The organism is Streptomyces sp. NPDC094034, from assembly GCF_040303865.1.
Classification (GTDB): Bacteria; Actinomycetota; Actinomycetes; order Streptomycetales; family Streptomycetaceae; genus Streptomyces.
In genome coordinates this window covers 22,808-47,975 of record NZ_JBEOUD010000039.1, presented here as the reverse complement: position 1 = coordinate 47,975, position 25,168 = coordinate 22,808, and the positions used below count along the sequence as shown (strand labels likewise).

27 protein-coding genes are annotated in these 25,168 nt (G+C 71.9%); 12 read left to right on the top strand and 15 right to left on the bottom strand.

The features are described from left to right. Positions 1-65: 65 nt before the first annotated feature. The 4 genes from ABTZ59_RS28320 to ABTZ59_RS28305 all read right to left on the bottom strand — a co-directional run bounded on the left by ABTZ59_RS28320 (position 66) and on the right by ABTZ59_RS28305 (position 3,113). Positions 66-1,199 (bottom strand): HesA/MoeB/ThiF family protein, encoded by a 1,134-nt coding sequence (locus tag ABTZ59_RS28320; protein ID WP_503003768.1) that lies wholly within the window; start codon positions 1,197-1,199, stop codon positions 66-68. A 23-nt stretch (positions 1,200-1,222) separates the two neighbouring features. Further along, positions 1,223-2,566 (bottom strand): M14 family zinc carboxypeptidase, encoded by a 1,344-nt coding sequence (locus tag ABTZ59_RS28315; protein WP_351419281.1) that lies wholly within the window; start codon positions 2,564-2,566, stop codon positions 1,223-1,225. Between the two features lie 10 nt (positions 2,567-2,576). Next, entirely contained in the window at positions 2,577-2,741 is a 165-nt protein-coding gene (locus ABTZ59_RS28310; RefSeq protein WP_351419278.1) for a hypothetical protein, read from the bottom strand. Positions 2,742-2,870: 129 nt separating this feature from the next. Beyond that, the gene (locus ABTZ59_RS28305; protein WP_503003767.1) at positions 2,871-3,113 is read right to left on the bottom strand and encodes a hypothetical protein; all 243 of its coding nucleotides are present in this window, start codon (positions 3,111-3,113) and stop codon (positions 2,871-2,873) included. Positions 3,114-3,288: 175 nt separating this feature from the next. On the opposite strand from ABTZ59_RS28305, the gene ABTZ59_RS28300 reads away from it, so the two are divergent. The 5 genes from ABTZ59_RS28300 (at position 3,289) to ABTZ59_RS28280 (ending at position 6,483) form a co-directional block, all read left to right on the top strand. Next, complete coding sequence (locus tag ABTZ59_RS28300; protein WP_351419276.1) at positions 3,289-3,744, top strand: cyclic nucleotide-binding domain-containing protein; 456 nt, start codon at positions 3,289-3,291, stop codon at positions 3,742-3,744. Positions 3,745-3,992: 248 nt separating this feature from the next. Further along, positions 3,993-4,478 carry a fluoride efflux transporter FluC gene (locus ABTZ59_RS28295; RefSeq protein ID WP_351419273.1) on the top strand — a complete coding sequence of 162 codons (486 nt, stop codon included), beginning with the start codon at positions 3,993-3,995 and terminating at the stop codon, positions 4,476-4,478. Then, positions 4,475-4,822: a DUF190 domain-containing protein gene (locus tag ABTZ59_RS28290; protein WP_351419270.1), complete on the top strand. Its 348-nt coding sequence runs from the start codon at positions 4,475-4,477 to the stop codon at positions 4,820-4,822. The genes ABTZ59_RS28295 and ABTZ59_RS28290 overlap by 4 nt, the downstream gene beginning before the upstream one ends. Then, complete coding sequence (gene crcB, locus ABTZ59_RS28285; RefSeq protein ID WP_351419266.1) at positions 4,819-5,193, top strand: fluoride efflux transporter CrcB; 375 nt, start codon at positions 4,819-4,821, stop codon at positions 5,191-5,193. The genes ABTZ59_RS28290 and crcB overlap by 4 nt, the downstream gene beginning before the upstream one ends. Positions 5,194-5,292: 99 nt before the next feature. Beyond that, entirely contained in the window at positions 5,293-6,483 is a 1,191-nt protein-coding gene (locus tag ABTZ59_RS28280) for a damage-control phosphatase ARMT1 family protein (RefSeq protein WP_351419262.1), read from the top strand. 139 nt (positions 6,484-6,622) lie between these two features. Here ABTZ59_RS28280 and ABTZ59_RS28275 read toward each other — a convergent pair whose 3' ends face one another. Continuing rightward, positions 6,623-7,180 (bottom strand): RICIN domain-containing protein, encoded by a 558-nt coding sequence (locus tag ABTZ59_RS28275; RefSeq protein ID WP_351419258.1) that lies wholly within the window; start codon positions 7,178-7,180, stop codon positions 6,623-6,625. Between the two features lie 331 nt (positions 7,181-7,511). Between ABTZ59_RS28275 and ABTZ59_RS28270 the strand changes: the two genes are divergently transcribed. Together ABTZ59_RS28270 and ABTZ59_RS28265 are read left to right on the top strand one after the other, a co-directional pair. After that, entirely contained in the window at positions 7,512-8,624 is a 1,113-nt protein-coding gene (locus ABTZ59_RS28270) for a PQQ-dependent sugar dehydrogenase (protein WP_351419254.1), read from the top strand. 208 nt (positions 8,625-8,832) lie between these two features. Next, on the top strand, positions 8,833-9,957 hold the full coding sequence (locus tag ABTZ59_RS28265) for a PP2C family protein-serine/threonine phosphatase (protein ID WP_351419252.1): 1,125 nt from the start codon (positions 8,833-8,835) through the stop codon (positions 9,955-9,957). Here the strand turns inward: ABTZ59_RS28265 and ABTZ59_RS28260 are convergent. Further along, complete coding sequence (locus ABTZ59_RS28260) at positions 9,954-10,856, bottom strand: serine hydrolase (protein WP_351419250.1); 903 nt, start codon at positions 10,854-10,856, stop codon at positions 9,954-9,956. The genes ABTZ59_RS28265 and ABTZ59_RS28260 overlap by 4 nt on opposite strands. After that, positions 10,853-11,755, bottom strand: coding sequence for a LysR family transcriptional regulator (locus ABTZ59_RS28255; RefSeq protein ID WP_351419247.1), 903 nt, complete (start codon positions 11,753-11,755; stop codon positions 10,853-10,855). Before ABTZ59_RS28255 ends, ABTZ59_RS28260 begins: the two co-directional genes overlap by 4 nt. Before the next feature lie 175 nt (positions 11,756-11,930). Here ABTZ59_RS28255 and bla point away from each other — a divergent pair, with 175 nt between their 5' ends. Then, positions 11,931-12,875, top strand: a complete 945-nt coding sequence (gene bla / locus ABTZ59_RS28250; RefSeq protein ID WP_351419244.1) for a class A beta-lactamase — start codon at positions 11,931-11,933, stop codon at positions 12,873-12,875. A 79-nt stretch (positions 12,876-12,954) separates the two neighbouring features. Here bla and ABTZ59_RS28245 read toward each other — a convergent pair whose 3' ends face one another. Both ABTZ59_RS28245 and ABTZ59_RS28240 read right to left on the bottom strand, forming a co-directional pair. Continuing rightward, the gene (locus tag ABTZ59_RS28245; protein ID WP_351419241.1) at positions 12,955-13,611 is read right to left on the bottom strand and encodes a response regulator; all 657 of its coding nucleotides are present in this window, start codon (positions 13,609-13,611) and stop codon (positions 12,955-12,957) included. After that, a complete protein-coding gene (locus tag ABTZ59_RS28240) occupies positions 13,608-14,849 on the bottom strand; it encodes a sensor histidine kinase (RefSeq protein WP_351419237.1) in 1,242 nt (413 codons plus the stop codon). Before ABTZ59_RS28240 ends, ABTZ59_RS28245 begins: the two co-directional genes overlap by 4 nt. 131 nt (positions 14,850-14,980) lie before the next feature. Here ABTZ59_RS28240 and ABTZ59_RS28235 point away from each other — a divergent pair, with 131 nt between their 5' ends. Together ABTZ59_RS28235 and ABTZ59_RS28230 are read left to right on the top strand one after the other, a co-directional pair. After that, positions 14,981-15,790 (top strand): class I SAM-dependent methyltransferase, encoded by an 810-nt coding sequence (locus ABTZ59_RS28235; protein ID WP_351419234.1) that lies wholly within the window; start codon positions 14,981-14,983, stop codon positions 15,788-15,790. Between the two features lie 176 nt (positions 15,791-15,966). Beyond that, on the top strand, positions 15,967-16,971 hold the full coding sequence (locus ABTZ59_RS28230) for a zinc-binding alcohol dehydrogenase family protein (protein WP_351419365.1): 1,005 nt from the start codon (positions 15,967-15,969) through the stop codon (positions 16,969-16,971). Between the two features lie 48 nt (positions 16,972-17,019). Here the strand turns inward: ABTZ59_RS28230 and ABTZ59_RS28225 are convergent, their stop codons facing one another. Further along, positions 17,020-19,428, bottom strand: a complete 2,409-nt coding sequence (locus tag ABTZ59_RS28225; RefSeq protein ID WP_351419230.1) for a glycoside hydrolase family 65 protein — start codon at positions 19,426-19,428, stop codon at positions 17,020-17,022. Further along, complete coding sequence (locus tag ABTZ59_RS28220; RefSeq protein ID WP_351419227.1) at positions 19,425-20,333, bottom strand: HAD family hydrolase; 909 nt, start codon at positions 20,331-20,333, stop codon at positions 19,425-19,427. Before ABTZ59_RS28220 ends, ABTZ59_RS28225 begins: the two co-directional genes overlap by 4 nt. 29 nt (positions 20,334-20,362) lie before the next feature. Here ABTZ59_RS28220 and ABTZ59_RS28215 point away from each other — a divergent pair, with 29 nt between their 5' ends. Beyond that, complete coding sequence (locus tag ABTZ59_RS28215; RefSeq protein ID WP_351419223.1) at positions 20,363-20,530, top strand: hypothetical protein; 168 nt, start codon at positions 20,363-20,365, stop codon at positions 20,528-20,530. Here the strand turns inward: ABTZ59_RS28215 and ABTZ59_RS28210 are convergent. The 3 genes from ABTZ59_RS28210 to ABTZ59_RS28200 form a co-directional block, all read right to left on the bottom strand. Next, positions 20,500-21,663, bottom strand: a complete 1,164-nt coding sequence (locus tag ABTZ59_RS28210; protein ID WP_351419220.1) for a sialidase family protein — start codon at positions 21,661-21,663, stop codon at positions 20,500-20,502. The two genes, ABTZ59_RS28215 and ABTZ59_RS28210, sit on opposite strands and share 31 nt — an antisense overlap. Positions 21,664-21,875: 212 nt before the next feature. After that, positions 21,876-22,721, bottom strand: a complete 846-nt coding sequence (locus tag ABTZ59_RS28205; RefSeq protein WP_351419215.1) for an oxidoreductase — start codon at positions 22,719-22,721, stop codon at positions 21,876-21,878. 179 nt (positions 22,722-22,900) lie between these two features. Beyond that, complete coding sequence (locus ABTZ59_RS28200; RefSeq protein WP_351419213.1) at positions 22,901-23,368, bottom strand: DNA-binding protein; 468 nt, start codon at positions 23,366-23,368, stop codon at positions 22,901-22,903. Positions 23,369-23,550: 182 nt separating this feature from the next. Between ABTZ59_RS28200 and ABTZ59_RS28195 the strand changes: the two genes are divergently transcribed. Continuing rightward, on the top strand, positions 23,551-24,291 hold the full coding sequence (locus tag ABTZ59_RS28195; protein WP_351419210.1) for an SDR family NAD(P)-dependent oxidoreductase: 741 nt from the start codon (positions 23,551-23,553) through the stop codon (positions 24,289-24,291). 49 nt (positions 24,292-24,340) lie between these two features. On the opposite strand, the gene ABTZ59_RS28190 is transcribed toward ABTZ59_RS28195, so the two are convergent. Beyond that, positions 24,341-24,865 carry a hypothetical protein gene (locus ABTZ59_RS28190; RefSeq protein WP_351419208.1) on the bottom strand — a complete coding sequence of 175 codons (525 nt, stop codon included), beginning with the start codon at positions 24,863-24,865 and terminating at the stop codon, positions 24,341-24,343. Between the last annotated feature and the right edge of the window lie 303 nt (positions 24,866-25,168).

Here is a 25,168-nt window from a genome sequence, read left to right as displayed (position 1 = left end):
TCCTGGCGGCAAGGGAATTGGTGGCCGAGCGCCATCCTCGGATGCGCGCCGCCTACTTCCTTGTCTCAGGCCGGCCGGCGTACCGGGCGCGGCGTACCGCAGGCCGGGCAGTCCGGTCTGCGGTCGTACCGTTCCTCCACCGGTTCGGCGAGCGCCATCAGATTGAGACCGAAGCGGAAGCCTGGCTCCATCTCCGGTACGCCCGTGAGCAGCGCGATCGCCGCGTGGACGAGGAGATGGCCGGAGAGACCGGCGGTCACGGCGTTGACGGGGTTCCACTCCATCCGGGGGGAGGCGGCCTCCTCGTCCTGTCCGGCGGCGAGCCGCAGATCGCGGCGGTCGACCTCGCCCGCGCGGTGGCACTCCCAGCACGCCCCCCGGCCGGGCTCGTGGACCCCCACCGTGACCAGTGGTCCGCGGTAGCCCGCGTCGAGCCAGGGGATTCCGGCGGCCAGACAGACGCGGTTGGCCCAGCGGCGGATCTCCGGCGGGCGGTCCGCGCAGAGCAGCAGCAGATCGTAGCCGGGCGCGAGCAGCGCGGCGATGTCGTCGGGACCGCGGACCGCGCGGTGTTCCGTGGTCAGCGTCACCCGCGAGTTGACCGCCCGCAGGGCCGCGTCGGCGGCCGTGGCCTTGGAGCGGCCGATGTCACTCTCGTGGTAAAGGGGCTGCCGGTTGAGATTGGACAGCTCCACGACATCGCCGTCCACGCAGTGCATCCGGCCCACGCCCGACGCGACCAGGCCCTGGGCGGCGAAGCCTCCGGTACCGCCGAGGCCGAGCAGCAGGACACGGGCCGAGCGCAGCCGGGCCTGTAACTCCCAGGCGGTGGCGTGCGGTGACAGGTCCATCCACCGCAACAGCGTCACGCCGCGGCTGTACCGTACGCGGTCCTCGTCGGTGAGGGTGTCCGGCGGCTCCGCCTCGGCGTCCTCCAGGAACCCGGCCTCGTACAGCTCGGCGATCGCCTGGACGACCTCGCCCCGTTCGACGCCGGGGTGACGGGCGAGCACGTCCTCGACCGACTCGGCCTGGCCGCGGGTCCCGTCGAGCGCCTCGGTCAGCGTCCAGATCCAGCCCTCGGGGTCGGCGACCTCGGCCCCGATCCCGTACACCACGCTCCCGATCCGTACGTTCCCGTCCACCGTGCGGTAGGCCCGGTGTTCCGGTTTGACCCGGGGGCGCCGTAAGCCGGACACCGGCGGCGGGGGCCGGTCCCGTTTCACGCCCTTACCGCCCTCGGCTCCCTGAACCGGGCGGCCAGCTCGGAGGCGGCCAGCACGATTCTGAACTGATGCTCCACCTGGTCGTGGACCGGTATCCAGCGGGCGCGGCAGTCCGCTTCGAACGCGTCGCAGCGCCGGGTGAGGAACAGGTCCAGACAGGCGCGTACGTCGGTCACTTCCGCGCCCTCCGTGACGTCGGTGACGTCGGTGTCATGCCCGGCGGTCGGGTCGTCACCGGCCATGAGCATCTGGTGCAGCAGCCCCGCCGTACGGACGACGAGCCGCCGCGCGGCGATCCGGAGCGCCATGATCCGCGCCCGGTTCAGCGGTGGCAGTCCGCCCTGCTCGCGGAGGGCCGCTTCCGGCGCCCATTCGTCCGCGAGCCCCCCGCAGATGGCGAGATACTCCTCGACCGGCGCGAGCAGCGGCCCCACGGTGGCGGGCAGACCCGGCCGTACCCGCTCCAGCAGCCCGGCGAGGAACAGCGCGTCCTGCCGGAGTGTCCGGCTGATGATCTCCAGAGCGCCGGGCGGGTCGGGGTGGACCGAGGTGTCACCGACCTCCTCGACCCCCCACATCGGCGCCTCGACGACCGCGGTGACGGTGCCGTACCCGTGCGGATGGAACCAGGTGGAGGTGGCGGTGGCGGCGGGCAGTGAGTGGAACTGATCCGTCTCCTGGGGCCGTGGCATGTCATAGACGCCTGGTCCCGGGCTCGGCCAGAAGAAGGCGTCGTACGGTCCCAGCTCCACCGGTATCCGCAGATCGGCGGCGGACCGGCCGAGCCGTTCCGGCAGGCCGGGCAGCCGACGGGTCAGCTGGACGAAGCTACCGCCCACGTCCACGCCGTGCAGCGAGCACTGGAGGTAGGGCCGCAGCTCGTCCTGGAGGTCGAGGAGGGCCCGGGTCTCGGGCATCGGTTCCGTCCCGGGCTCCGTGGGCAGCCACTCGGGCTGTTCCGCGAAGCCGGGGCGGAAGAAGTGGCGGTAGTGCTGGGCGAAGGTCATCGGGCCCTTGAGCCATCGCTCGTTGCGGCGGGCTCCGTCGGGATCGAGACAGAGGACGAAGTGCCAGGTCGTGTCCATGGCCCGGCCCGGCCGGTCGGGCCGGGCGAGATACCGGGCCAGTCGCAGGGCCGTCATGCCGCCGACCGGTTCATTGGCATGCGGCCCCGCGACCACCAGCGCGTGCCGGCTCCCCCGCCCTATGGACAGCAGCCGTATGGGCTCCCCGGCCCGTGAGTAGCCGATGCGCCGCAGCACGGCGCGGTCCGGGTGCGCCGCGGCCAGGCCCCGGGCGCGAGAGGTCAGTTCGTCGACGGTGAGATAGCGACCCGGCACAGCGGCCCGTTCAGGAACCGGTCGAGTTGCTGTCGCCCGTGGTCTCTCTCCGGTCGAGACGTCGGATCTTGATGGTGGTCGGCTTGGGACGTGATGCGCTGTCGCTCTTGGCCATTTTCCCCATGGACGGCTCCTTCGACACCACGGTGCCCAACTCCCCGTCGAGCACCCTCATGTGATGGTCCGTCACGGATTGGGAGCGCGTCAACACCTGGGATGACGTGGAATGCGATATGGGGATACATGCCACAAGCACCTGTCCGGTGGATGTGCCCCCGTGCGTCCGGGAGGCGCCCCCGGTCCGTCACACCTCCGTCAACAGGGCGTCGATCGCGGCCAGTTCCGGTTCTTCGAAAGCGGAAGCGGTCGGCACTCCGAGGTTCTGGTCCAGTCGCTCGGCACTGCCGGCGCCGATGAGGACGGAGATGACGCGCGGATCGCGCGGTAACCGCGCGAGCGCCGGCTGCGCCAGGGTCTGTCCGCGCTCGCCCGTAGTTGAGCGCGTGCGGCAGTGCGCGAGCCGGACTCGGCCGGGGTAGGGGATCACCGGCGGACCGACACCGTCCGCGCAGGTTCCGCCACACGTGGTGACATCGTCACATCCGGGCAGGTCATACGGTTCCGAGCGGGCATTACGGTGGGGATACCATCTGAGATATGGCCGTATGCGCCGTATGTCCCATCCGGCCCGGTCACGCGGTTCGGCAAGGAGGTACCTCACCATGGCTCCCGCGACGCGATTGTTGACGGTGCTTCCCACCGGCCACAGCGAGCTCCTGATGCGACAGGCCCGCTATGTCTCCTTCCCCCAGGACACCAGGATCTTCGAGGAGGGGGATCCGGCGGACCTGTTCTGGGTGATCCGCTCGGGCGCCGTATCGCTGGACATGTACGTACCCGGCCGCCGACGGGTGCTGGTCGACACGCTCGGTGTCGGTGATCTGCTCGGCTGGTCCTGGCTGTTCCCGCCGCACCGCTGGCACTTCGGGGCGGAGGCGTTCAGTCCGGTGCGCACCCTGGAGTTCGACGGGCACGCGGTACGGGCCCTGTGCGAGGAGGATCCGGCGCTCGGCTACGCGCTGACCCGCTCCGTCGCGGAGATTCTGGCCCGCCGTCTTGAGGCGGCGCGTACGAAACTGATCGACCAGTACATGCGCCATGGCGGTCCCGGGCTGTGAGCCACCTCCTGCCCCGGGCCGTGCGGCGTCTCCCCGACCCTGCTCCGGGCCGCCGCCGGAGCGCTCACGGCCCGGATCGGCACCACCGGTGCCGTGCCGCTAGCCTGGAGGCAGTGGTGGCCCCGGCGGGCGACCACGCGGCGGTGGGGCCCGCCGTACCCGAACCGCGGTGACCTGCCGCCAACGGTCCCTGCTTGCGAAGGAACGCGCCCGCGTGCGGGCGCCCGGCAAGTAGGAGACGTGTGCCGATGGAAAGCCCCCGCCCCCCAGTGGTGAGCGAACCCGACGAACCCGATACCGGTCCGGCCACCGCCGAGCGGCGGCGCGCGGGGGCCGGAACGCTCTGGCCGGTGGTGGCCGTCGTCTCGCTCGGCGGTTCGGTCGGCGCGGCGGCCCGCTACGGGGCGGCCCTGCTGTGGCCCGCCGCTTCCGGCGCCTTTCCGTGGACCACGCTGACCGTGAACGTGCTGGGGTGCGTGGTGATCGGTGTGTTCATGGTGGTGATCAGCGAGGTGTGGGCCGCGCACCGGCTGGTGAGGCCGTTCTTCGGGACCGGCGTGCTGGGCGGGTTCACCACGTTCTCGACCTACGCGGTGGACATCCGGCTCCTGGTGGGCGCGGGGCGGCCCGCCCTGGGCATGGCGTATCTGGGACTGACGCTGGTGGCGGCGCTCGCCTCGGTGTGGAGTGCGGTGTGGGTGACGCGCCGCGTAGTCGCCTGGAGGCAGACATGAACGGGCTGATGGGCAGCGCCCTGCGGCTGACGGTCCTCATCGGGGAATCCGATGTGTGGCACCACAGACCCCTCTATACGGAGATCGTGCACCGGGCGCACCAGGCGGGGCTGGCGGGCGCGAGTGTGTTCCGCGGGATCGAGGGGTTCGGCGCGTCCTCGCTGATCCATACGCAGCGGCTGCTGTCGCTGAGCGAGGACCTGCCGGTCGCGATCGTGATCGTGGACACCGAGGAGAAGATCCGGGGCTTCCTCCCATGCCTGGACGAGCTGGTCCGCGAGGGTCTGGTCACGTTGGAGAGCTGCGAGGTCGTCCGTCATACCGGCCGGCGGGAGGCGCGGTGAACTGGCTGCTGGTCGTGGCCGGGGCGGCCATCGGCGCCCCGCTGCGCTTTCTGACCGACCGGAGTGTCCAGCGCCGGCACGACTCCGTCTTCCCGTGGGGGACCTTCGGCGTGAACGTCGTGGGCTGTCTGATCCTCGGGCTGCTGACCGGCGCGGTCGCCGCCGGGGCCGCGTCCTCGCGCACGCAGCTGTTCCTCGGCACCGGTCTGTGCGGCGCGCTGACCACCTACTCGACGTTCAGCTACGAGACGCTGCGGCTCGTTGAGGACGGCGCGCGGCTGTACGCCGTCGCGAATGTCCTCGGCAGCGTGGTGGCCGGGCTGGGCGCGGCCTTCGCCGGGGTCGGTCTCGCGGGGGCGCTGTGGGCGTGAGCCGCCACCGGTACGGTGCGGTGGTGGTCCCCGGGACGGCCGACGACGGCGGCTCGGCGGGGCCGCGCCGGACGGCCGACCGAGGAGTACGTGAAGGCGATGCCCGCACCAGACGACGCACCCGTGATCCTGGGCAACGAGCCGGGCTCGTTCGCCCGAGGGGTACTGGCCGACCGCCATCCGGCGCTCATCCAGCAGGTACGTGACGCCTTTCCCTGCACCCCCGCACAGCACCGGGCACTCGACGCCCTGCTGCGCTCGGTCACCGACGGGGTGATCGAGCCGCTCGCCCCGGACGCGCACGACCGCGCCCAGTGGGAGACCTGGGGACGTGACCCCGCCGGGGGTTCCTGGTTCGGCCGGTCCTGGTTCGACGTACCGTTCCTGTGGTCGGAGAGCTACTTCTACCGCGTGCTCCTCGACGCCATGGGCTACTTCACCGACGGGCCCTGGCGGGGCGTCGACCCCTTCGCCCCGTTCAAGGACGCCGAGCTGCGCGGAGCGGCGGTGGACGACGAACTCGGCGCTCTCGACGGGCTGGCCGGCCGGCCCGCCGACGAACAGGCGCTCGCGCTGGCGCACGCCTCGCTCTGGGGCAACCGCGCCGACCTCGGCTTCCGGATCGCCTCGGGCCCCGTACCCGCCGACAGCGGTACGGACCCGCGCCTGGTCGTGGACGACGGCCCCCTGCTGTGGTCGCTGCTGCCTGTCGGCGCGGCGGGCTCGGTGCATCTGATCGCCGACAACGCCGGCCGGGAACTCATCCCCGATCTCGTCCTGCTCGACCATCTGCTCCACACCGGGCGCGCCTCCCGCGCCGTCCTGCACGTCAAGCCCTGTCCGTACTACGTCTCCGACGCGACGATGACGGATGTCATCGACGGTCTGCGGCGGCTCGGTGCGGCGTCCGGATACGCGGCCGAGATCGGCGCACGGCTCTGGTCGGCCATGGCGGGCGGGCGGCTCACGGTGCGCGCGCACGGTTTCTTCCGGGCGCCGCTGCCGTACAGCGCGATGCCGGACGATCTGCGCCGCGACCTCGCGGGCGCCACCGTGACGGTCCTCAAGGGCGACCTCAACTACCGCCGTCTCGTGGGCGATCGATACTGGGCGCCGACGTCCTCGTTCACCGGTCGTACCGCGTACTTCCCCGGTCCCGTGGCCGCGCTGCGCACCCTCAAGTCCGACGTGATCGTCGGCCTCGACACCCGGACGCTGGACGGCCTCGAAGCGAGCGGGAAGCCGTGGCGCACCAGCGGCACGCACGCGCTCGTCCAGGCCCGCCGCTGACATCTCGCCGTCCCCCTCCGGAACCACGGAGGGCCGCCGATGGTGTCGGCGGCCCTCGCGCGAGCCGATCCCGGGGTCAGCCGCGACGTGTGTCCCGCCGCTCGTCAGCGGGCCGGACCGAAACGGCGCGGGGTGGCCGTCAGTGTTCCCAGACAGGCAGCCAGATGTCGTTGTCGACGCCGGTACAGGTGTACTGGATCAGGGCGTTGCCCTGGCCGAGGCCGCCCTTGACGTTGAGGCACTTCTGGCTGGACTTGACGACCAGTTGGTAGCCGATGCCCTTCCGGACGAACTTCCACTGCGCGTTGGCGTCGTCGCCGCAGGTCCACTGGATGACCGCGGTGCCGTTGGCGTTCCCACCGCCCTTGACGTTCAGGCACTTTCCGCTTTCCCGGGAGGCGAACTGGTAGTAACCGCCACCCTTGGCCGTGGCCTCCCAGCGCTCGTTCGAGGTGCCGGACCAGGGCCACTGGATGACCGGCGTTCCGTTCGCACTGCCACCGCCCTTCACATTGGCCACCTGACCGGGGTCGGCGGCCAGGCGCAGGCTGAGCTGCTGGACGGTGACCGCCCTCTCCCCCCTGTCCGTCCTGTCCGCCTCGGGCTGCGCGGACGCGGTCGGCGTCATCGACGCGACAAGCATCGTTCCAGCGAGAGCGGCGGCCGCGGCGACCCAGTTCAGCTTGTATGCCGACATGAATTCTCCTGACACGATTCGGGCCGGGCTGTCCGGCACGGGAGGAGACTGCCTGACGCGGCAGCCGCGAAAGGCGGACGCACAAGCCAAACCACCTGTTCGGGTAGCGGGTGTGGGCCGGACGGGTGATGCGACCGTATGCACCCGCCCCAACCGCCCCAATCCGAACGGGTGTTGGAACGCGCGCCCGCCGCCCTTGACCGGCCATGACGCACCTCCTACGTTCCCTCAGGAGCCCGATGTTCTTGTCAGGTGCTCGTCATTCGCGGCCGGACATCCACCGGCCCGCGCGACGTTCCAGCCATACCGACTCCCCCAGGAGGGCCGTTCCATGGCACGCCACCCCCACACCGCGCGCAGGCTCCTGCCCACCGCGCTGACCGCCGTCGCCGCCGCGACCGCGCTGACCGCCGGCCTGCTCGCCACCGCCGGCACAGGAAACGCCACGGCAGGGACCGACAGTGGCGTCGCCTCCGTCCCGTCCGCCATCCGGACGGTCTCGTCCGGCTGGACCGTCCCCTGGGGACTCAGCTGGCTGCCCGACGGTGCGGCGCTCGTCACCGAGCGGGACTCGTTCAAGATCTTCAAGCTCACGCAGTCCGGCACCAGGACGCAGGTCGGCACCGTGCCCAATGTCGTGACCACCGGCGGCGAGGGCGGGCTCCTCGGCATCGCGGTCTCGCCGAACTGGAACACCGACCACTCCATCTATCTGATGCACACGTCGTCCAGTGACAACCGCATCGTCCGGATGACCTACGACGGCACCTCGCTCGGCGGCTACACCGTGCTGGTCAGCGGAATCGCGAAGAATCGCTATCACAACGGCGGGCGCGTCAAGTTCGGCCCCGACGGCTATCTCTACGCCACCACCGGCGACGCGCAGAACGCGAACCTCGCGCAGAACGCGAGCTCCCTCAGCGGCAAGATCCTGCGGATGACGCCGGACGGCAGGCCGGCGCCGGGCAACCCCTTCGGCACGCTCGTCTACTCCCTCGGCCACCGCAATCCCCAGGGGCTCGCCTGGGACGCGCAAGGCAGGCTGTGGGAGGCCGAGTTCGGCAACACCCGGTTCGACGAGCTCAATCTGATCGAGTCCGGCAAGAACTACGGCTGGCCGGTCTGCGAGGGCAGTTGCACCACCGCGGGCATGACCAACCCCGCCCGGCAGTGGACCACGAGCGAGGCCTCCCCCAGCGCGCTCGCGTTCGCCGACGGCGCGCTCTACCTGGCGGCGCTGCGCGGCGAGCGACTGTGGCGCGTGCCGGTCACCGGTACGGACACGGGCACGCCGGTCGCGTACTACGCCAGTCAGTACGGCCGACTGCGGACGGTGGAGAAGCTCCCCGGCCAGAACGCCCTGTGGCTGGCGACGACCAACGCCGACGCCAACGGTGGTGAGCCGGCCGGCGCGGACAGGGTGTTCCAGATCGATCTGCGGTAGCCGCGTCCGCCGGGCCCGCGGCCGGACGCGACCGCGGGCCCGGCGGGGCGGTCGTATCGCGATGGCCGTATCCCCGTACGACCGCCCCGCCGCGATGGACGTGGAGTGATCGCCCACGCCGTGATCACACGTGTGCTTCTCGCCGCTCGCGGGCCGGAGGGCCCGGACCGAAGGTAGGGGGAGAGTCCGACGGCGAAGGGAGCGCGGTGTGGCCACCAGGGCCGACGAGCCGGCGGATCCGGACAGCCACCGGGCACGTCGGCCGTCGAACGGCGCCCTCCTGCTCTGGGTGGTGGGGCTGACCGCGCTGATCCTGGTGCTCGGCCTGCTGACCGGCACCGGACCGCGCCTGATCAGCCTGCTCGTCTTCCTCCCCGCGTTCGCCGCCGCCTTCTGCAGCGTCCGGCAGACGGTGTTCACCGCGTGCTGGTCCGCCGCCGCGGTGGCGCTGTCCCTGCTGTACCACCCCGAGCAGAGCCGGGGCGACGACATCGTGGCGCTGACGCTCACCGCGGTCTTCGGCGGCGTGAGCGTGCTGGGCTGCCGGTACCGGATCCGGCACGAGAACGAGATGCTGCGGCTGCGGTCGACCGCCACCGCCATGCAGCGGAGCATCCTCAGACCGCTTCCCCTGCTGACCGACCAGGTGCTGATGGACGGTGTCTACGAGCCGCTCCAGGAGGACAAACTCGTCGGTGGCGACATCTACGACCTGGCGGTCTCGCCCTACGGCACCCGCGTACTGATCGGTGACGTCCAGGGCAAGGGGCTGCCCGCCATAGGCACGGCCTTCGCCGTGATCGGCGCGTTCCGCGAGGCGGCCCACCGCGAGACGACGCTCGCCGGGCTCGTGGACGTTCTGGAGGAGGCCGTCGTACGGCACAACGCCATCGCCGCCGAGGCCGACGAGCCCGAACGGTTCGTCACCGCGCTCGTCCTGTGTATCGACGACTCGACGACGGTGCAGGCCATCAGCTGCGGACACCCCCGCCCATATCTCCTCGGACCGGGCGCGACCGTCTCCGTACTCCTCGAAGAGGCCGATCTCCCCCTCGGTCTCGGCGCGCTGGCACCGGCGGCGCGCACCGTGGGCCGGTTCGACTTCCCCTCCGGCACCACACTGCTTCTCTGCACCGACGGGCTGACCGAGACGCGCGCACCCGACGGCACGTTCTTCCCGCTGAGGAGGTGTCTCGCCGAGGAGGCGGGGCAGCCTCCGGGCCGGCTCGCGCGCTCGCTCCACGCGGATTCCCGTACGTTCGCCGCCGGACATCAGCAGGACGACATCGCCGTGCTCGCGCTGTGCCGCGCCTCCGCTGCCGACCGGACCTAAAACTGCCTGAGGTGATCGCGCAGACCGCGTGCGACCTGCGCCATCAGGGCGTCGGCGCCGGGTTGGGTGACGGCCGGGACCAGTGACTCGGTGAGGACGGCGATGGCGAAGACCTGGCCGTCGGCGTGTTCGACGACACCGATCTCGTGGCGGAGATTGAGCAGGGTGCCGGTCTTGGAGGACCAGGTGGTGGCGTCGGAGCTGAAATCCGGGGTGAGCCGGTGCCGTAGCACGTTGTTCCGCATCAGACCGCGCACCCGCTCGGCCACCTCGGGGTGGATCGCCGAGGGGGTCCACAGGGCCTGGAGCAGTTCGACGTACGCGCGTGCGCTGCCGGTGTTGGCGCGTGTGGTGTCGAGCTGCGGCACCCGGTGTCCACGTCCGCCGGTGCCGGCGTCGATGGCCAGGGCGTGCGCGAGATGGGCCTGGGCGGCGTCGAAGCGTTCCACGGGGGTGTCGGACAGTTCGAGCATGCCGTGCCGGACGGTGATGCCGCGGAGGCCGAGTTCGTGGAGGATGCCGGCGACCTGTCCTGGCGGGGTGAGGTCGAACAGCGCGTCGGCGGCCGTTCCGTCGCTCACACACGTACTCAGATAGAGCAGGTCGTCGATGGCGATCCGGCTGGGGTGGCGGAATCGGCTCAGCCCGGTGGGGCCCGGCGTGGTGATCCGCCCGGGCAGCACGTCGAGCATCGTCGCCCCGTCGAGTTCGCCCCGCCGGACGCGCTCCGCCGTCGCCAGCGCGAGCGGGACCTTGACCAGGGAAGCGGAGGGCAGCTGGGTGTCCGGGTCGATCCCCAGTTCCTCTCCCGTGTGCAGATCCCGTACGAGCAGACAGCCGTGCAGACCGCCGTCGCTCAGCTGCCGGCGCATGTCGCCGAGCAGTGCCTCCGTGTTCATGCCGCCGCCCCTCCCGAGGTGCCCGCCCGGGTCCCCGCGCCGAGGAGACGGGCGAGGGCGTCGCCCAGGCGCGCTTCGATGTGCTGTGGATTGCCGTCCGCCGCGGCGGCGAGGGCGAACCCCCGGCCGAGCGTGATCTCCCCGATGGGCCGCCAGTTCAGGCCGAGTTCCTCGGCCTGCGCCGGTGAGCACAGCAACAGGTCGTGGCTGGAGAGTACTTCCGCCGCGGCGGTCGTCAGATCGGCCGCGGCGACGAGCTGGGCGGGCCGCAGTCCCACCGCGTCACGCAGCCGCGTCAGCGGGTCCCGGATGTGCGGTACATCGTCCTCCGGCTGGATCCAGATACGGCGGGCCGGGCCCGGGGAACCTCGTCCCATCCGCAGCGTCTCGACGTACACACGTCTGATCCCGAGATCCTGGGCACTGGCCAGACCGAGCGGAACGGACCACGTCGCCTCGTCGGCGGGCACCGCGAGCACGGCGGCACGTACCTGCTGGGCATGGATCAGCTCCCTGCGCCGGGCCGGCGCCGCGACACGGAGATCGAGCGTGACACCGTGCCCGCGCGCCTCGGCGACGAGACGGGCGAGACCGACCGTGGAGCAGATGCCGGGCACCGCGAGCCGCCAGGGTTTGCGCTTGGCGGCCGACGCCTCGTTCAGCAGCACCTCGGCCGACTGTACGAGCTGTCTGGCCGCCGGCAGCATGTCCCGGCCGAAGGGGGTCAGGACGGCCCGTCGCGATGTGCGCTCGAACAGCTGCTCACCGAAGTGCTCCTCCAGCGCGGCGACGCGACGGCTGGCCACCGACTGGGACATCCGGGCGGCGGACGCTCCGACGGTGAAACTGCCGTGCTCGCTGACGCTGACAAACGCGCGACACGCTCCCACCAGATCCACAGCCCGCACTCTATGCCAGATCGGCATAGAACCGCGCATGAGCGTATTGGACCGCATGACCGAAGGGAGGCGAGGGTGGTCACGGCACTCACGACCACGACCACGCATCGGGATGGGGCGGTGTCACTCCATCCCCTATGCGCCCCGCGTGCGGGGCGCCCCGGAGGTTCGGATCATGAAGCACACCCGTGCCAGGCGCGCCGCTTTCGGTGCGCTGGCCTCGCTCGCCCTCGTCCCGCTCGTGGCCTGCGGCCAGGGCGCGTCCGCGGCCACTTCGGCACCCTCCGCCGTGGCGTCCCCGTCCGCCGAAACGTCGAAGTCGACTCCAGCCACGAAGCCGTTCGCCGGTGAACTCCACGAGCTTGAGCGCGAGTTCGACGCGCGGCTGGGTGTCTACGCCATCGACACCGGCACCGGGCGCGAGGTGGCGTACAACGACGGCGAGCGGTTCCCCTTCGCCTCCACGTTCAAGGCGCTGGCCGCCGGTGCCGTGCTGAAGAAGTACTCCCTGAGCGGCATGGACCGGGTGATCACCTACTCCAAGGACGATCTGGTCGCCAACTCGCCCGTGACCGAGAAGCACGTCGAGACGGGGATGAGCCTGATGGAGCTGTGTGACGCCACCGTCCGCTACAGCGACAACACCGCGGCCAATCTGCTGTTCGACGAACTCGGCGGGCCCAAGGGCCTCCAAGCCGTACTCAGGGACATCGGCGACGATGTCACCCGGATGGATCGCATCGAGCCCGACCTGAGCGAATGGGTCCCGGGCGACACACGGGACACCACGACGCCGCGCACGCTGGCCGAGGATCTGCGCGCGTTCGTTCTCGACGACGTCCTCCCCAAGGGCGAACGGGCCCAGCTCACGCGGTGGCTGCGGACCAACACCACCGGGGACGCGCTCATCAGGGCCGGGGTGCCCAAGGGCTGGGTGGTCGGCGACAAGACCGGAACGGGCAGTTATCACGGCGCCCGCAACGACATCGCCGTGGTGTGGCCCCCCGACTCCGCCCCCATCGTCATGGCGATCATGTCGCACCGCCCCGACAAGGACGCCGAACACGACGACAGGCTGATCGCGGAAGCGGCGTCGGTGATCGCCGACAGGCTGTCGTAGCAGCCGTCGTCGCGGCTGTCACAGCGGGAGACACGGAGACATGCGCGAGGAGCCGTCGTACGGGACCCTCGGCCAGGGCTCAGCCGGGAGCGCCGAGCCCGGCGTCCCTGGCCAGCAGGGCGGCCTGGACGCGGTTTCCGGTGCCGAGGGCCATGAGAATCCGGCTGATGTGCGCCTTCACGGTGCTCTCGCGCATACCGAGCGCCGCCGCGATCTCCGCGTTGGAGCTGCCCAGCGCGAGCCGTGCCAGCACGTCCGTCTCACGCGGGGTGAGACGGGCGAGCCTGGCGCGCGCCGCCAGCGCCGCGGGCCGCTCGGCGTGGTGGAAGCGGTCGATCACCCGACGGGCCGCGGCGGGATGCAGCATTCCCTGGCCGGCCGCCACCACATGGACCGCGCGGATGATCTCCAGCGGATCCGTGTCCTTGAGCAGAAAGCCGTCCGCGCCCGCGGCGAGCGCGTCGTAGACGTACTCGTCGAGGTCAAAGGTGGTCAGGGTGATCACCCGCGGTGGCGCCGGCAGCGCGCGCAGCCGGCGGGTCGCGGCGATACCGTCCATCCGGGGCATCCGGATGTCGACGAGCGCGATGTCGACGCGGTGCCTGCCCGCCTGCTCGACGGCCGCCAGTCCGTCCGCCGCCTCGCCGACGACGGTCAGTTCCGGATCGGTGGTCAGCAGATCGACAAGACCGAGCCGCACCAGGGCGTCGTCGTCCACCACCAGGACGTTGATCATGACGTCGTCGTGGAGAAGCCGGCCGACGTGGCAAGGTCCGAGGGGGCCACGGGCAGCCGGGCGGCGAGCCGCCAGCCGCCCCCGGTGGCACCCGTGTGCAGATGGCCGCCCAGCGCCGCGACCCGCTCCGCCAGACCGATCAGACCGTACCCACCGGGCGCCCGCGCATCGGGGTCCTCGGAGACCGGAAGCTCTTCCCCGGCCGGGCCGTTGACCACCTCGACCGTGGTGGCGGGCGGCCCGTAGTGCACCCGTACCGAGACCGGCGCCGCGTGCGCGTGCTTGCGGGCGTTGGTCAGGGCCTCCCGTACGAGCCGGTGCACCGCCAGCCGGTGGGCGGTGGAGGTACTGCCCGCGTCGCCGGCCACCGTCGACTCGATCAACTGGCCCGCGGCCCGTGCCTCGGCGAGCAGTTCGGCCAGGTCCTGGAGCGCCGGGGCCGCCACGGCCGCCCCCTGGGTTCCGGCGGCACCGGCCGTCCCGTCCGCTTCGGCGGGACGCTCGTCGGAGCGCATCGCCCCGAGCACCTCGCGCAGATCGTCCAGCGCCTGTCCGGCCGTGTTCCGCAGCAGCGCGATCCGCTCCACGGTGGCTGGGGGCATGCCCTCCCCGCGCAGTTGGAGCACCCCGGCATGCAGCATCAGCAGGCTCAGCCGGTGCGCGAGGACATCGTGCATCTCACGGGCGATCCGGGACCGTTCGGCCAGTCTCGCCTGTTCCGCGCGGAGTTCGCGCTCCACTCGCAGCTGCTCCACCTGCTCCGTCAGCGCCGCCAGCAGCCGGCGTCTGCTGCCCAGCCACATGCCGAGCGCCAGGGCGAGCCCGATGAGCACGGAATTGCCGAAGCTCGCGTTGGTCCAGTTGCTCAGCCGCCCTCCGGTGAGCGGCTGCCCCCGGGTCAGCGCGACGGCGAGCCACGGCAGGCCCGCGGTGAGGACGATCCCCAGATACACCCACACCTCGCGCAGCCTGCCGCGCGAGGAGAAGTGGTACAGCGTCACCAGCAGCGGCAGCAGGGCGCCCAGGGTCGCCGACACGAGCGCCACGCCCGCCGCCGCACGGGGATACCGGTGGCGGCCGAGCGCCGCGAACGAGGCGATCACCGCCATCCACGGCGCGGGATCCGCCAGCGTGTCGCCGGCCGACCGGTAGCCCTCCAGTACGGACATCAGGGCGAGCACCACCGCCGAGGGTGCCTCCACCCACAGCGGCATTCTGCGTCCCGGCTCGGATCTCACCTTGTCATCCTAGGGACGCGCATACGCCGCGCCCCCCGCCGGAGGGACATCACGACCCCCTACTTTCGTCGGACACCGCCGTCGCACAACAGCCGATCCCGCAGCCTCGGCCGCTCCCTAACGTCACCGGCATGGCTCTTCCACCACCCCGTACCCCGCTGGTCCGCACCTCGCCGCCCGGCACGTCACCCTCGGACACCTCGCCGCCCGGCACGTCATCGCCCGAGACCTCGCTCACCGGCATATCCGGGTCCGTCGGCGCCCGGGGCCGGCGTACCCCGGCCCGGCGGCTCGCCGACCGGGGGCTGTTCTTCGCCGAGACACTGCGGACATTCCGTACGACCGGCGCCGTGACACCCAGCGGGCACCGACTCGCCCGGGCGCTCGCCGCGCCGCTGGCCGACCGTACCGGGCGGCCCCGCGCCGTGCTGGAGGTCGGCGCCGGCACCGGCGCGGTCTCCCGCGTCCTCGCCGGCCTGCTCGGTCCCGAGGACACCCTGGACCTGGTCGAGTCCAACCCGCGCTTCGCCCGCGTACTCAAGGCCGACCTGCGCACCGACCCCCGGCTCGCGGTCCTCGGAGAGCGCGTCGGTCTGATCGCCGCGCCGGTCCAGGAGCTGGATCCCTCGGCGCGGTACGACGTGATCGTGTCCGGGCTGCCCTTCACCAACTTCCACCCCGACGAGGTGTCCGACCTGCTCGCGCGCTATCTGACCGCGCTCGTACCGGGCGGCCGGCTGACGTACTTCGGCTATCGCGGCACCACGAGGCTGCGTGCGGTGTTCGGCAGCTCCCGGAGTCTGGCCAGGCACAGCGGGGTCGTGCATGTACTCGACTCTTTCCAGCGGGCCCATGCCGTCGACTGCCGCACGGTCTGGGGCAATGTCCCCCCGGCGCGCGTGTGGCAGCTGAGCGCGCCCGCGGCGGCGATCGACCACTGACCCGGTACGGCGGTACGGCACGAACCGACCGCGGGCGGACAGCCGGACAGGGACGACGCATGGACCCGCGCCGCCCTCGACGCCGCCGGGACGGTGCCCGCTTGCCGCGGGTCGGTGTGCGCCGCAGGCTGGGGGGTATGGCTGTTCCCGCGTCCGCCGCGCCCGCCACGGAGACCATGGACGGCTGGGCCGTCGAGACCCCAGGACCGATCAGCGCCGGACGGCCGCTGGTCCGTATCAGTCGCCGCGTGCCCGTCCCCGCCCCCGGCGAACTGCTGCTGCGGGTGGAGGCGTGCGGTGTCTGCCGTACGGATCTGCATCTGACCGAGGGCGATCTCACCCCGCACCGCCCGTTGTCCATCCCCGGCCATGAGATCGTCGGCCGGGTGACCGCCGTCGGCGAGGCCGTGACGCGGTTCCGCATCGGTGACCGGGCCGGCGGGGCCTGGCTGCGGGGCACCTGCGGGACCTGCCGCTACTGCCGGGCGGGACAGGAGAATCTCTGCCCCGGATCCCTCTACACGGGATGGGACGCGGACGGCGGCTTCGCCGAACTGGCCATCGTCCCGGAGGCGTTCGCGTACCGACTGCCGGAGAACCAGGACGCCGCGCTGCTCGCGCCGCTCCTGTGCGCCGGGATCATCGGCTATCGCTCGCTGCGCCGCAGCGCGCTGCCTCGCGGCGGGCGTCTGGGGATCTACGGTTTCGGCGCCTCCGCCCATCTGGCCGCGCAGGTGGCGCTGGCCGAGGGCGCCACGGTCCATGTCCTGACCCGGTCGGCGCGGGCGCGTGAACTCGCCATGGAACTCGGCGCCTCGTCGGCCGGTCACGACCGGGACCGGCCACCGGAACCGCTCGACTCGGCGATCCTGTTCGCGCCGGTGGGTGATCTGGTGCCGGTGGCGCTGGAGGCCCTGGACCGGTCGGGCACGCTCTCGATCGCCGGCATCCATCTCTCCGACATTCCCGTACTGAACTACCAGCGCCATCTCTTCCAGGAGCGGAATCTGCGCAGCGTCACCTCCAACACCCGGCAGGACGGCTACGACTTCCTCGCCCTGGCCGAGCGCATCGGCATCCGCGTCACCATCAGCCGCTATCCGCTGAGCCAGTCCGACCGCGCGCTCGGCGACCTCGCGGCCGGGCGGGTGAACGGCGCCGCGGTGCTCGTCCCCGGCTGACTCGCGTATCGGGCGGTTCGAGCGCGCCTCCCTGGACGCGGGTCGCGTTCATGTGCCGGGCAGTTCGAGCCGGCGCGTGGTGCCGGGGTCGATGACGGACTCGGCCCCGCCGAGCACCACGCGCACCGGACCGTCGCTCCCGTCCGGCACGGCGATCCGTACCCGCTCGGCGCGGATACGGAGATCCACGTCCCAGTGACTGCGGTAGCGGATGACGACCCCGAACTTCGACAGCTGGGGCAGCGGCGCCGGATCCAGCCACAGCGCGTTGTCCCGGGTCTCCAGCCCGGTCAGCCCGCGCTGTACGAAGTCCAGGGTGCCCGCCATCGCGCCGAGATGGATGCCCTCCGCCGTGGTGCCGCCCTGCACATCGGCCACATCCCCGGCCAGCGCCTCCTCGGCGAAGGCCCACGCCTCGTCACGGCGGGCCCGGGCCAGCACCCACGCGTGGACGAGGGAGCTGAGCGTGGATCCGTGGCTCGTGCGGGCGAGGTAGTAGTCGACGGTGGCCCGCCAGGAGTCGTCGTCGAGCCGGTGGCCGAGCTGCCGGAAGAGCCCGGCGAGTTCCCGGGGCGAGAAGAGATAGCCGAGCATCAGCACATCGGCCTGCTTGGACGCCTGGTAGCGGTTGACCGTGTCGCCCTCCGCCTCCAGGATCCGGTCCAGCCGCCTGATGTCGCCGTACCGCCGCCGGTAGCCCTCCCAGTCGAGTTCGGCGAGGTCCCCGTATCCGGCGAACTGGCTGATGACCCCCGCGTGGTACGGCACATGGAGCCGGTGGGCGATGTCGTCCCAGCCCTCCTGCTCCGCCGGCGCGAGCCGGATACGGTCGAAGAGCTGATGGCGGTGCGAGAGGGGCAGGGTCCGGCAGAGTTCGAGGGCCCGGGTCAGTACCCACGCCGCGGTGACGTTCGTATAGGCGTTGTCGTCCAGCCCCGGCACCGTGGCGTCCGGGTAGCCGTCGTGGTACTCGTCGGGACCGACGACACCGCGGATGCGGTAGCGCTCAAGCGCCGGGTCCCAGACCGCGCTGCTCGCCCAGAACCGCGCGATCTGGAGCAGCGTCTCCGCGCCGTCGGTGTGCAGGAACTCGATGTCGCCGCTGGCCTGGCAGTACTGCCACACGTTGTACGCCACCGCCGAGCCGACATGGTGCTGGAGCCGGGAGTAGTCGGGCAGCCAGCGGCCGGAGCGCGGGTTGAGATGCAGCTCCTGGGTCTCCTCGCGCCCGTCGCTCCCGCTCTGCCAGGGGTACATCGCGCCCCGCCGGCCCACGCTGCGCGCCGCGTGGATGGCCGCGGGCAGCCGCCGGTAGCGGTAGCCGAGCAGGGACCGTGAGACCTCGGGAAAGTGCAGGTTCAAGAACGGCAGGACGAACAGCTCGTCCCAGAAGACATGCCCGCGATAGGCCTCGCCGTGCAGCCCTCTGGCCGGTACGCCGGCGTCCAGTCCCGCCGTGTGCGGGGAGAGGGTCTGGAGTACATGGAAGAGATGCAGCCGCAGGATCCGGCCCGCCTCGCCGGGCACGTCCAGTGCCGCCTCCCGCCAGATACGTTCCCAGGCCCGGTGGTGCGAGGCCAGCAGCCGGGGGAAGTCGGCGGCCCGCCGTACCTCCTGGACCGCGGTGAACCGGGGACCGCTGATCGCCGGGTCACGGGAGGTGTACAGCGCGACCGTCTTGTCGACGGTCACCGTCTCGTCGCGCCCGACGGGGATCGTGAGGGTCTGGACGGCCTGTGCGGGGGTGAGCCGCGCACGGGGCGCGAGGTCACGGCGGTCGCTGACGCGGGTACGCGCGGCCAGCGCGATCCGGATGTCGGAGTTGACGGTGCGGCACCGCAGCCACACCACGCCCTCGTCGCGTTCGGCGCCGGTACGCAGATGGATCAGATGCCGGTTCGCCAGATCGCGGTACCGCTCCACTCCCGCGTTGCGCACATCGCCGTCGAGACCCGACTCCACCTCCACCGTCCCGGCCCAGCCCTCGGCGGTGAACGAGGTGCGCTGCGCGGCGAGATGCGGCTCGCCCATGTGCACCAGCCGGCACTGCTCGACGCGCAACCGTCGCCCGGCGCCGTCCTCGTACACCGACCAGCGGGTCAGGGTGCCGTGCCGCAGGTCCAGGCTCTGCCGGTGGGTGAGGAGGTGGGGGCCGTCGGGTGAGAGCCACGGTCCTGGCGTCGTTCCTTCGGGGCGTACGCGGTAGCGCAGCGGAAGCCAGTTGGGCAGATTGACCATGTCCTCGTTCTCCACCTGACGCCCCGCGACGGTGGAGATGAGCCGGTTGTAGCAGCCCGCCGCGTAGGTGCCGGGGTAGTGCGCCGGTCCCTCGGAGGTCTCCGACGCGGCGCCGCGGGTGCCGAAGTAGCCGTTGCCCAGCGTGCAGAGCGCCTCGCGCAGCCGCTCCGCTTCGGGGTCGTAGCCCTCGTAGGTCCAGGTCCAGGCGCGTGTGGTCACCCGCTTCTCCTGTTCACGCTCGTCCTGTCCGCGCCGGTCCCCTCCGCGCTCGTCCCCTTCGTGCTCGTCCCCGCCGCGCCTGTTCCCTTCGCGCTCGTCCCCGCCGCGCCTGTTCCCTTCGCGCTCGTCCCCGCCGCGCTTCCCCGGCCCTCTTCTTCGGTCAGCAGCTCTCCGGGGTCGGCGACCACCACATCGGCGCCGTGCCCGCGCAGTTCGGCCGCGCTGCTGGGCCCGGCCGTCCGGGCGACGCCGATCACCAGGCCGAACCCACCGCGCCGACCGGCTTCGACACCGGCCAGCGCGTCTTCCACGACGGCCGTGTCCCGGGCCGGAAACCCGAGGCGGCGCGCGGCCTCCAGGAAGATCGCCGGGTCGGGCTTGCCCGGCAGCCCCAGCCGGTGCGCCTCGTTGCCGTCCACGACGGTCCGCAGCAGACCGAGCACCCCGGCCGACGTCAGCAGGCCCGTCGCGTGCCGGGACGCCGAGACGGCGGCGCACGGCACCCGCTCGGCGGTCAGCGCGTGGAGCAGACGTACCGTCCCCGGCCAGACCTTGACGCCGTGCTCACGCACTCGCCGCGTGAACAGCCGCTCCTTGCGTGCCATGACGGCCCGGACGGTGGCCGTTCCCGGTCCGTCGCCGGGCTCGCCGAAGGGCAGGTCGAGTCCGCGCGCGTTCAGGAACGCCACCGCCCCGTCCTCGCGGGACCTGCCGTCGACGTAGCGACGATAGTCGTCCACCGGGTCGAAGGGGGCGCGAACGCCCGCGGCGGACAGACACGCGTCGAACGCGCCCTTCCAGGCCGCGGCGTGCACCCCGGCGGAGTCGATGATGACCCCGTCGGTGTCGAGGACCACGGCCCGCACGGCGCGCAGACAGGGGGCCAGGGCCGGCGCGCCGGTCATGGCCCGTTCCGTTCGCGCCGGTTCCGTCCGTGCCCGGTCCGTCCGTGCCCGGTCCGCTCGCGCCCGGTCCGTTCGAGGTGGTGGCCCATGGACCCATGGCACCACGGCTGACGGTCCTGGGCACGGCGGGACCGGGCGACGACGCCGCCTTCGTCGACCGCCGGGCCTACCGGGCCGAACCGCCCACCTCGCCCTGAGAAACCGTCAGATCCGGCAGGAGCCGCCAGACCCAGGGGAGCCGGGTGAAGCGGATGCTGTCGTGATAGGTCCGCTGTCCCGTCTCGTAGAGCAGACCGACGGTCCCTCCGCCGGTCTGCACCAGGTCCGAATAGCCCGCCCGGTCCTGCGACACCGTCCACACCGGTCGCCATGACAGCCCGCCGTCGCCACTGGCCCGTACCTGCATCCTGAGTCGTTCCGCGGGGTCCGAGGGGCCGGAGTACAGGAGCGGCTCGTCCCCGGTGGGACCGCGGACCTGGAGCACACTGCCCTCTACCACGGGCCCTTCGATCATCGGCTGGGGCCGGAACGGTACGGAGAGGGTCAGTCCGCCGTCGTCGCTGTAGGCGTCGGCCCGTGAGCCCTCGGTCGTACGGTCGTGATCACGGGCGTTGATGTAGACGCGGCCGTCAGGCAGCTCCGTCAGCGTGCTCTCGTTGAGTGCCAGCGGCTCGTCGGCCCCGGGGCTCAGATAGCCGACGCGCCAGCTGAGACCGCCGTCGTCGCTGACGATGGAGTGCGCGCCGCTGCGGGCCGCCGGGCCCGCGCTGTGGTTCGCGGGCACCAGCAGCCGTCCCCGGTGGGGGCCGTGGCGCAGCGCCACCGCGTGCCCCGGACCCACCGCGTACCAGCGCCAGTCCGCGGCTTTGACCGACGCCGTGATGTCCCGCTGCGGTGACCAGCTCAGGCCGTCGTCCGTGCTGCGCTGTACATACACCCGGCGGACGGAACCGGCGACCGCGCCCGCCACCACCTGGCGCTTGGTCACGCCGCCGATCGTCCGGCAGGTCACGAGCACCACGTCCCCGCTCCGCGGATCGATCACCGGCGCGGGGTTGCCGACCGTGTCCTTCCCCGCGTCGGCGACCACTTGGAGCGGCTGCCAGGTGCACCCCCCGTCCAGCGACCGCCGGAGCACCAGATCGATGTCGCCGTCGTCCGCGGCCGAATCACGCCGCCCCTCGGCGAACGCGAGCAGTGGTCCGTCCGGCACCTGGAGAGCGGCCGGGATCCGGAAGGTGTGGTAGCCGTCGGTCCCGGACTCGTACGGCACGGAGGGCGCGCAGGACGCGGGCCGCGCGGTGCTCGGGGCCGCGGGCCACAGGGCCATCGCCGTACTGATCAGGACAAGGAGCGGGAGAAGCGGCGATCGGCTGATTCTGACGGCACGGAGTCTCATCGCGTCCCTCGGCTGGTGTGACGGGTGCGTGCGCGGGTCCGCGAGGAACATAACGGCATATACAGCTGTCTCCCGACCGCCACGCGCGCCGGGGCACCTGCCCCTGAAGGTCGCGGACCGCCGCCGAGGGGGCGGTGGGCGGCTCAGCCGGTGGTGACGTCGTCGTGGTCGGTGCTCGTGGCCACCTTCCGCCACGTCTCCAACTCGTCGTGGACGAAGCGGAGTTTGTCCTCCACCCGGGCGACGCTGTCCGCCCCCAGCTGGATGCGCAGCGGGGCACGTTCGCTGCCGCCGAGGTCGACGATGACGCGGGCCGCCTTGACCGGGTCGCCGGGCTGGGTGTGGTTCTGGTCCACCGCACCGGTCCGGGTGCCGCCCGAGGTGGCGGCGTAGTCGTGGATCACGTTCTCCTCGGTGTGGAGGCTGGAGCCGTCCAGGAAGTCCGTACGGAAGCGGCCGGGTTCGACCACGGTCACCGTGATGCCGAGCGGCGCGACCTCGGCCGCCAGCGCTTCGGACAGGCCCTCGACGGCGAACTTCGTGGAGGCGTAGACGCCCCAGCCCGGCGCGGCGGTGAAGCCGCCGACCGAGCTGATGTTGACGATGTGTCCCGAGCGGCGCTCACGCATCCCGGGCAGCACGGCGCGCAGCACATTGAGCGTGCCGAACACATTGGTCTCGTACACCGCCTTGGCCGCCGCGTCCGAGACCTCCTCGACCGCGCCGAGCAGTCCCCGGCCCGCGTTGTTGACCAGCACATCGATACGGCCGAACCGCTCCGTCGCCGCGGCGACGGCGGCGTGCGCCGCGTCCTCGTCGGTGACGTCCAGGGGAAGCGCGAGCAAGGCGTCGCCCGCGTCGGGGAAGAGGGACTTCACGGTCCGGTGATCGCGGGCGGTGGCCACGACGTCATAGCCGGACGCCAGGGCGGTACGGGCGATCTCCGCACCGAATCCGCGCGAGGCACCGGTGATCATCCAGACGCTCATGGCTGTGGCTCCTTATCCGCGACCGCGACCGCGACCGGCGACCGGCGTCGGCCGGCCGCTGACGGTCCTCGACAAATGGAGCGTATGAGGCGCCGGAACAGCCGACAACCGGACTCCTCCGATGGTGCGGACGGCGGTGACCTGTCCGGCCGTACGGGGGGTGAACCGGATCCCGGTGGCTAAAGCGTTTCCCGCGCCTCCTCCGCCCCCTCGGTGTCGGTGGCGGTACGGCCGGCCAGCCGTTCGTACCGCTGCCTCGCCGCCTGTGGAGTGCCGAGACCGAGACCGAAGGCGATCTCCTGCCAGGTCATCTCGCGGCCCCGGGCCATCTTGAGGAGTCCGGCCTCCAGCTCGTCCATGTCGCCGCGCGCCAGGGGGATCAGGCTCAGAGCGGCGGTGATGTCGGCGTGGTCCACCGCCGGCTCGCCGTCGTCCGGCCGCGCCGCGCCGCTGAGCAGGAACGACACCAGCCTGATGGCCTCGTGGGGCGCGATGACGGAGGGATGGACCTGCCGCCGGCGCTGTTCGTCGGTGGCCGCGTGCCGCTCGGCGATGCGGAAGAGGGACGCGTGGGCGCGGTGCGCGCGCGCCTGTTCCGGGTGCGGAGGGGTGAAGGGGTCGGTGGGCCGACCGGGAGTCGATGGCATACGACCAGGATCGACGACACACACATTGATGTCAACAATTCGTTTTCAACACTCTGTTCACATGGCCCCGATCGCGTGCGCCCGACGAGGGTGAGATACGACTTGCTGTCCAGTCGGCGAATCCGGTGCATCCGGTGAATCCGGTGAATCCCGCACGTCCGTCGCTCAGCAGGAGGCAGCTCATGTCACGTCCGATCACCGTCGTCACAGGCGGCAGCCGGGGTATCGGCGCCGCGACGTGCGTCCGGCTGGCGGCCGACGGGCATGATCTGGCTCTTGGCTATGTCAGCGACGAGGCGGCGGCCGAGGAGACGGCGGTGGCCGTCCGTGCGACGGGGGCGCGCTGCGTCACCGTACAGGTCGACACCTCCGAAGAGGCGGACGTGGAGCGGCTGTTCGACACCGCCGCGGCCGAACTCGGGCCGGTGACGGGCCTGGTCAACAACGCCGGTGTGACCGGCCCGCTCGGCAGACTCACCGCCACGAGGACCGCCGACCTGCGACGGGTGATCGAGGTGAACCTCCTGGGCTATCTGCTGTGCTGCCGGCGCGCCGCCCGGGACATGGCGGCGCTCGGCTCCGGCGCCATCGTCAATATCTCCTCGGCGGCGGCCACCCTCGGCGCCCCCGGCGAGTATGTGCACTACGCGGCGACCAAGGCGGCCACCGACGCCCTGACCATCGGCCTGTCCAAGGAGCTCGGCCGGGACGGCATCAGGGTCAACGCGGTCGCGCCGGGCGTCATCAACACGCAGATGCACGCCGCGATGGGGGATCCCGATCGTCCGGCGAAGGCAGCCGCCGGGATCCCGCTCGGCAGGCCAGGAGAGCCCGCCGAGATCGCCGCCGCCGTCGCGTGGCTGCTGTCGGCGGACGCCTCGTACACGACGGGGACGGTGCTGCGGGTCTCCGGGGGCCGGTGACAGCGGTACGCGCTTGCCCGTACGGAAGTCGTGGGCGTACGCGGCTGTCCTACGAGGTCACGCCGGGCGGCGGGGCGGAAGGCCGGGCGGTGGTGGGGACGCCCGGGAGCCGGCCTCCGCCCGGCGGGCTCAGCGTCCCGCGCGCGGCGTCGATGAACTCCGACCGCGCGTGATCGAGATCATCGGGCAAGGAACCGTCGCGCAGACAGTCGACAAGTCGCCGCGCCGCTCGGGAGACATCCTCCGGTCCCTCCAAGAGCACCGCGACGAAGGCCCGTTGCAGGGCGGGGCCGTCGCCGGGCTGATCGTGGCCGGTCCGCCGGGACAGACCGACCACCTCCGCGGATTCGAGGAACCGCACATACGTCTGTCGGCGCAGGTCGAGTACGCGTACCGCCCGCTGCTCTTCGAGGGTCGCCCGTACGGTGTCCAGCACCGCGTCAGCCTGCCGGTCCCCGGCGTGCCGTGCCGCCTCGGCCTGCCGGCCGCCCGCGGTGCGGGTGAACCACCCGGTGATGAGGCTGCCGACCAGTGCCGAGCCCGCCGCGATCAATGCGATTCCCCACTCACTCATGGGGCCACATTCTTCACACCGCCGCGGCTGCGCGCAGTGGGATCAGGACATCCCGCGCCGGCTCCAGCGGTGCCGGAGCCGGTCGGCGCGTGTCGGCGGGTACGATCACGGCATGCCGCCGGACGCCGCTGACCAACCCCCCTCATCTGCGGAAACGGCCCGTGGGGCGACAACTCCCGGTCTAGGATGGGACAATCCATGCGACGGGCGACGGGCGACGGGCGACGGGCGACGGGCGACGGGCGACGGGCGACGGGCGACGGGCGACGGGCGACGGGCGACGGGCGACGGGCGACGGGCGAC

Coding starts and splice junctions, on each gene's coding strand:
- ABTZ59_RS28280 (WP_351419262.1), top strand. CDS start 5,293: ATGCCCGCACCAGACGACGCACCCGTGATCCTGGGCAACGAGCCGGGC.
- ABTZ59_RS28290 (WP_351419270.1), top strand. CDS start 4,475: ATGAACGGGCTGATGGGCAGCGCCCTGCGGCTGACGGTCCTCATCGGG.
- ABTZ59_RS28205 (WP_351419215.1), bottom strand. CDS start 22,721: ATGAGCGTCTGGATGATCACCGGTGCCTCGCGCGGATTCGGTGCGGAG.
- ABTZ59_RS28230 (WP_351419365.1), top strand. CDS start 15,967: ATGGACGGCTGGGCCGTCGAGACCCCAGGACCGATCAGCGCCGGACGG.
- ABTZ59_RS28270 (WP_351419254.1), top strand. CDS start 7,512: ATGGCACGCCACCCCCACACCGCGCGCAGGCTCCTGCCCACCGCGCTG.
- ABTZ59_RS28310 (WP_351419278.1), bottom strand. CDS start 2,741: ATGAGGGTGCTCGACGGGGAGTTGGGCACCGTGGTGTCGAAGGAGCCG.
- ABTZ59_RS28220 (WP_351419227.1), bottom strand. CDS start 20,333: ATGACCGGCGCGCCGGCCCTGGCCCCCTGTCTGCGCGCCGTGCGGGCC.
- ABTZ59_RS28275 (WP_351419258.1), bottom strand. CDS start 7,180: ATGTCGGCATACAAGCTGAACTGGGTCGCCGCGGCCGCCGCTCTCGCT.
- ABTZ59_RS28300 (WP_351419276.1), top strand. CDS start 3,289: ATGGCTCCCGCGACGCGATTGTTGACGGTGCTTCCCACCGGCCACAGC.
- ABTZ59_RS28295 (WP_351419273.1), top strand. CDS start 3,993: ATGGAAAGCCCCCGCCCCCCAGTGGTGAGCGAACCCGACGAACCCGAT.
- ABTZ59_RS28245 (WP_351419241.1), bottom strand. CDS start 13,611: ATGATCAACGTCCTGGTGGTGGACGACGACGCCCTGGTGCGGCTCGGT.
- ABTZ59_RS28260 (WP_351419250.1), bottom strand. CDS start 10,856: ATGAACACGGAGGCACTGCTCGGCGACATGCGCCGGCAGCTGAGCGAC.
- bla (WP_351419244.1), top strand. CDS start 11,931: ATGAAGCACACCCGTGCCAGGCGCGCCGCTTTCGGTGCGCTGGCCTCG.
- ABTZ59_RS28190 (WP_351419208.1), bottom strand. CDS start 24,865: ATGAGTGAGTGGGGAATCGCATTGATCGCGGCGGGCTCGGCACTGGTC.
- ABTZ59_RS28195 (WP_351419210.1), top strand. CDS start 23,551: ATGTCACGTCCGATCACCGTCGTCACAGGCGGCAGCCGGGGTATCGGC.
- ABTZ59_RS28210 (WP_351419220.1), bottom strand. CDS start 21,663: ATGGCCCTGTGGCCCGCGGCCCCGAGCACCGCGCGGCCCGCGTCCTGC.
- ABTZ59_RS28200 (WP_351419213.1), bottom strand. CDS start 23,368: ATGCCATCGACTCCCGGTCGGCCCACCGACCCCTTCACCCCTCCGCAC.
- ABTZ59_RS28235 (WP_351419234.1), top strand. CDS start 14,981: ATGGCTCTTCCACCACCCCGTACCCCGCTGGTCCGCACCTCGCCGCCC.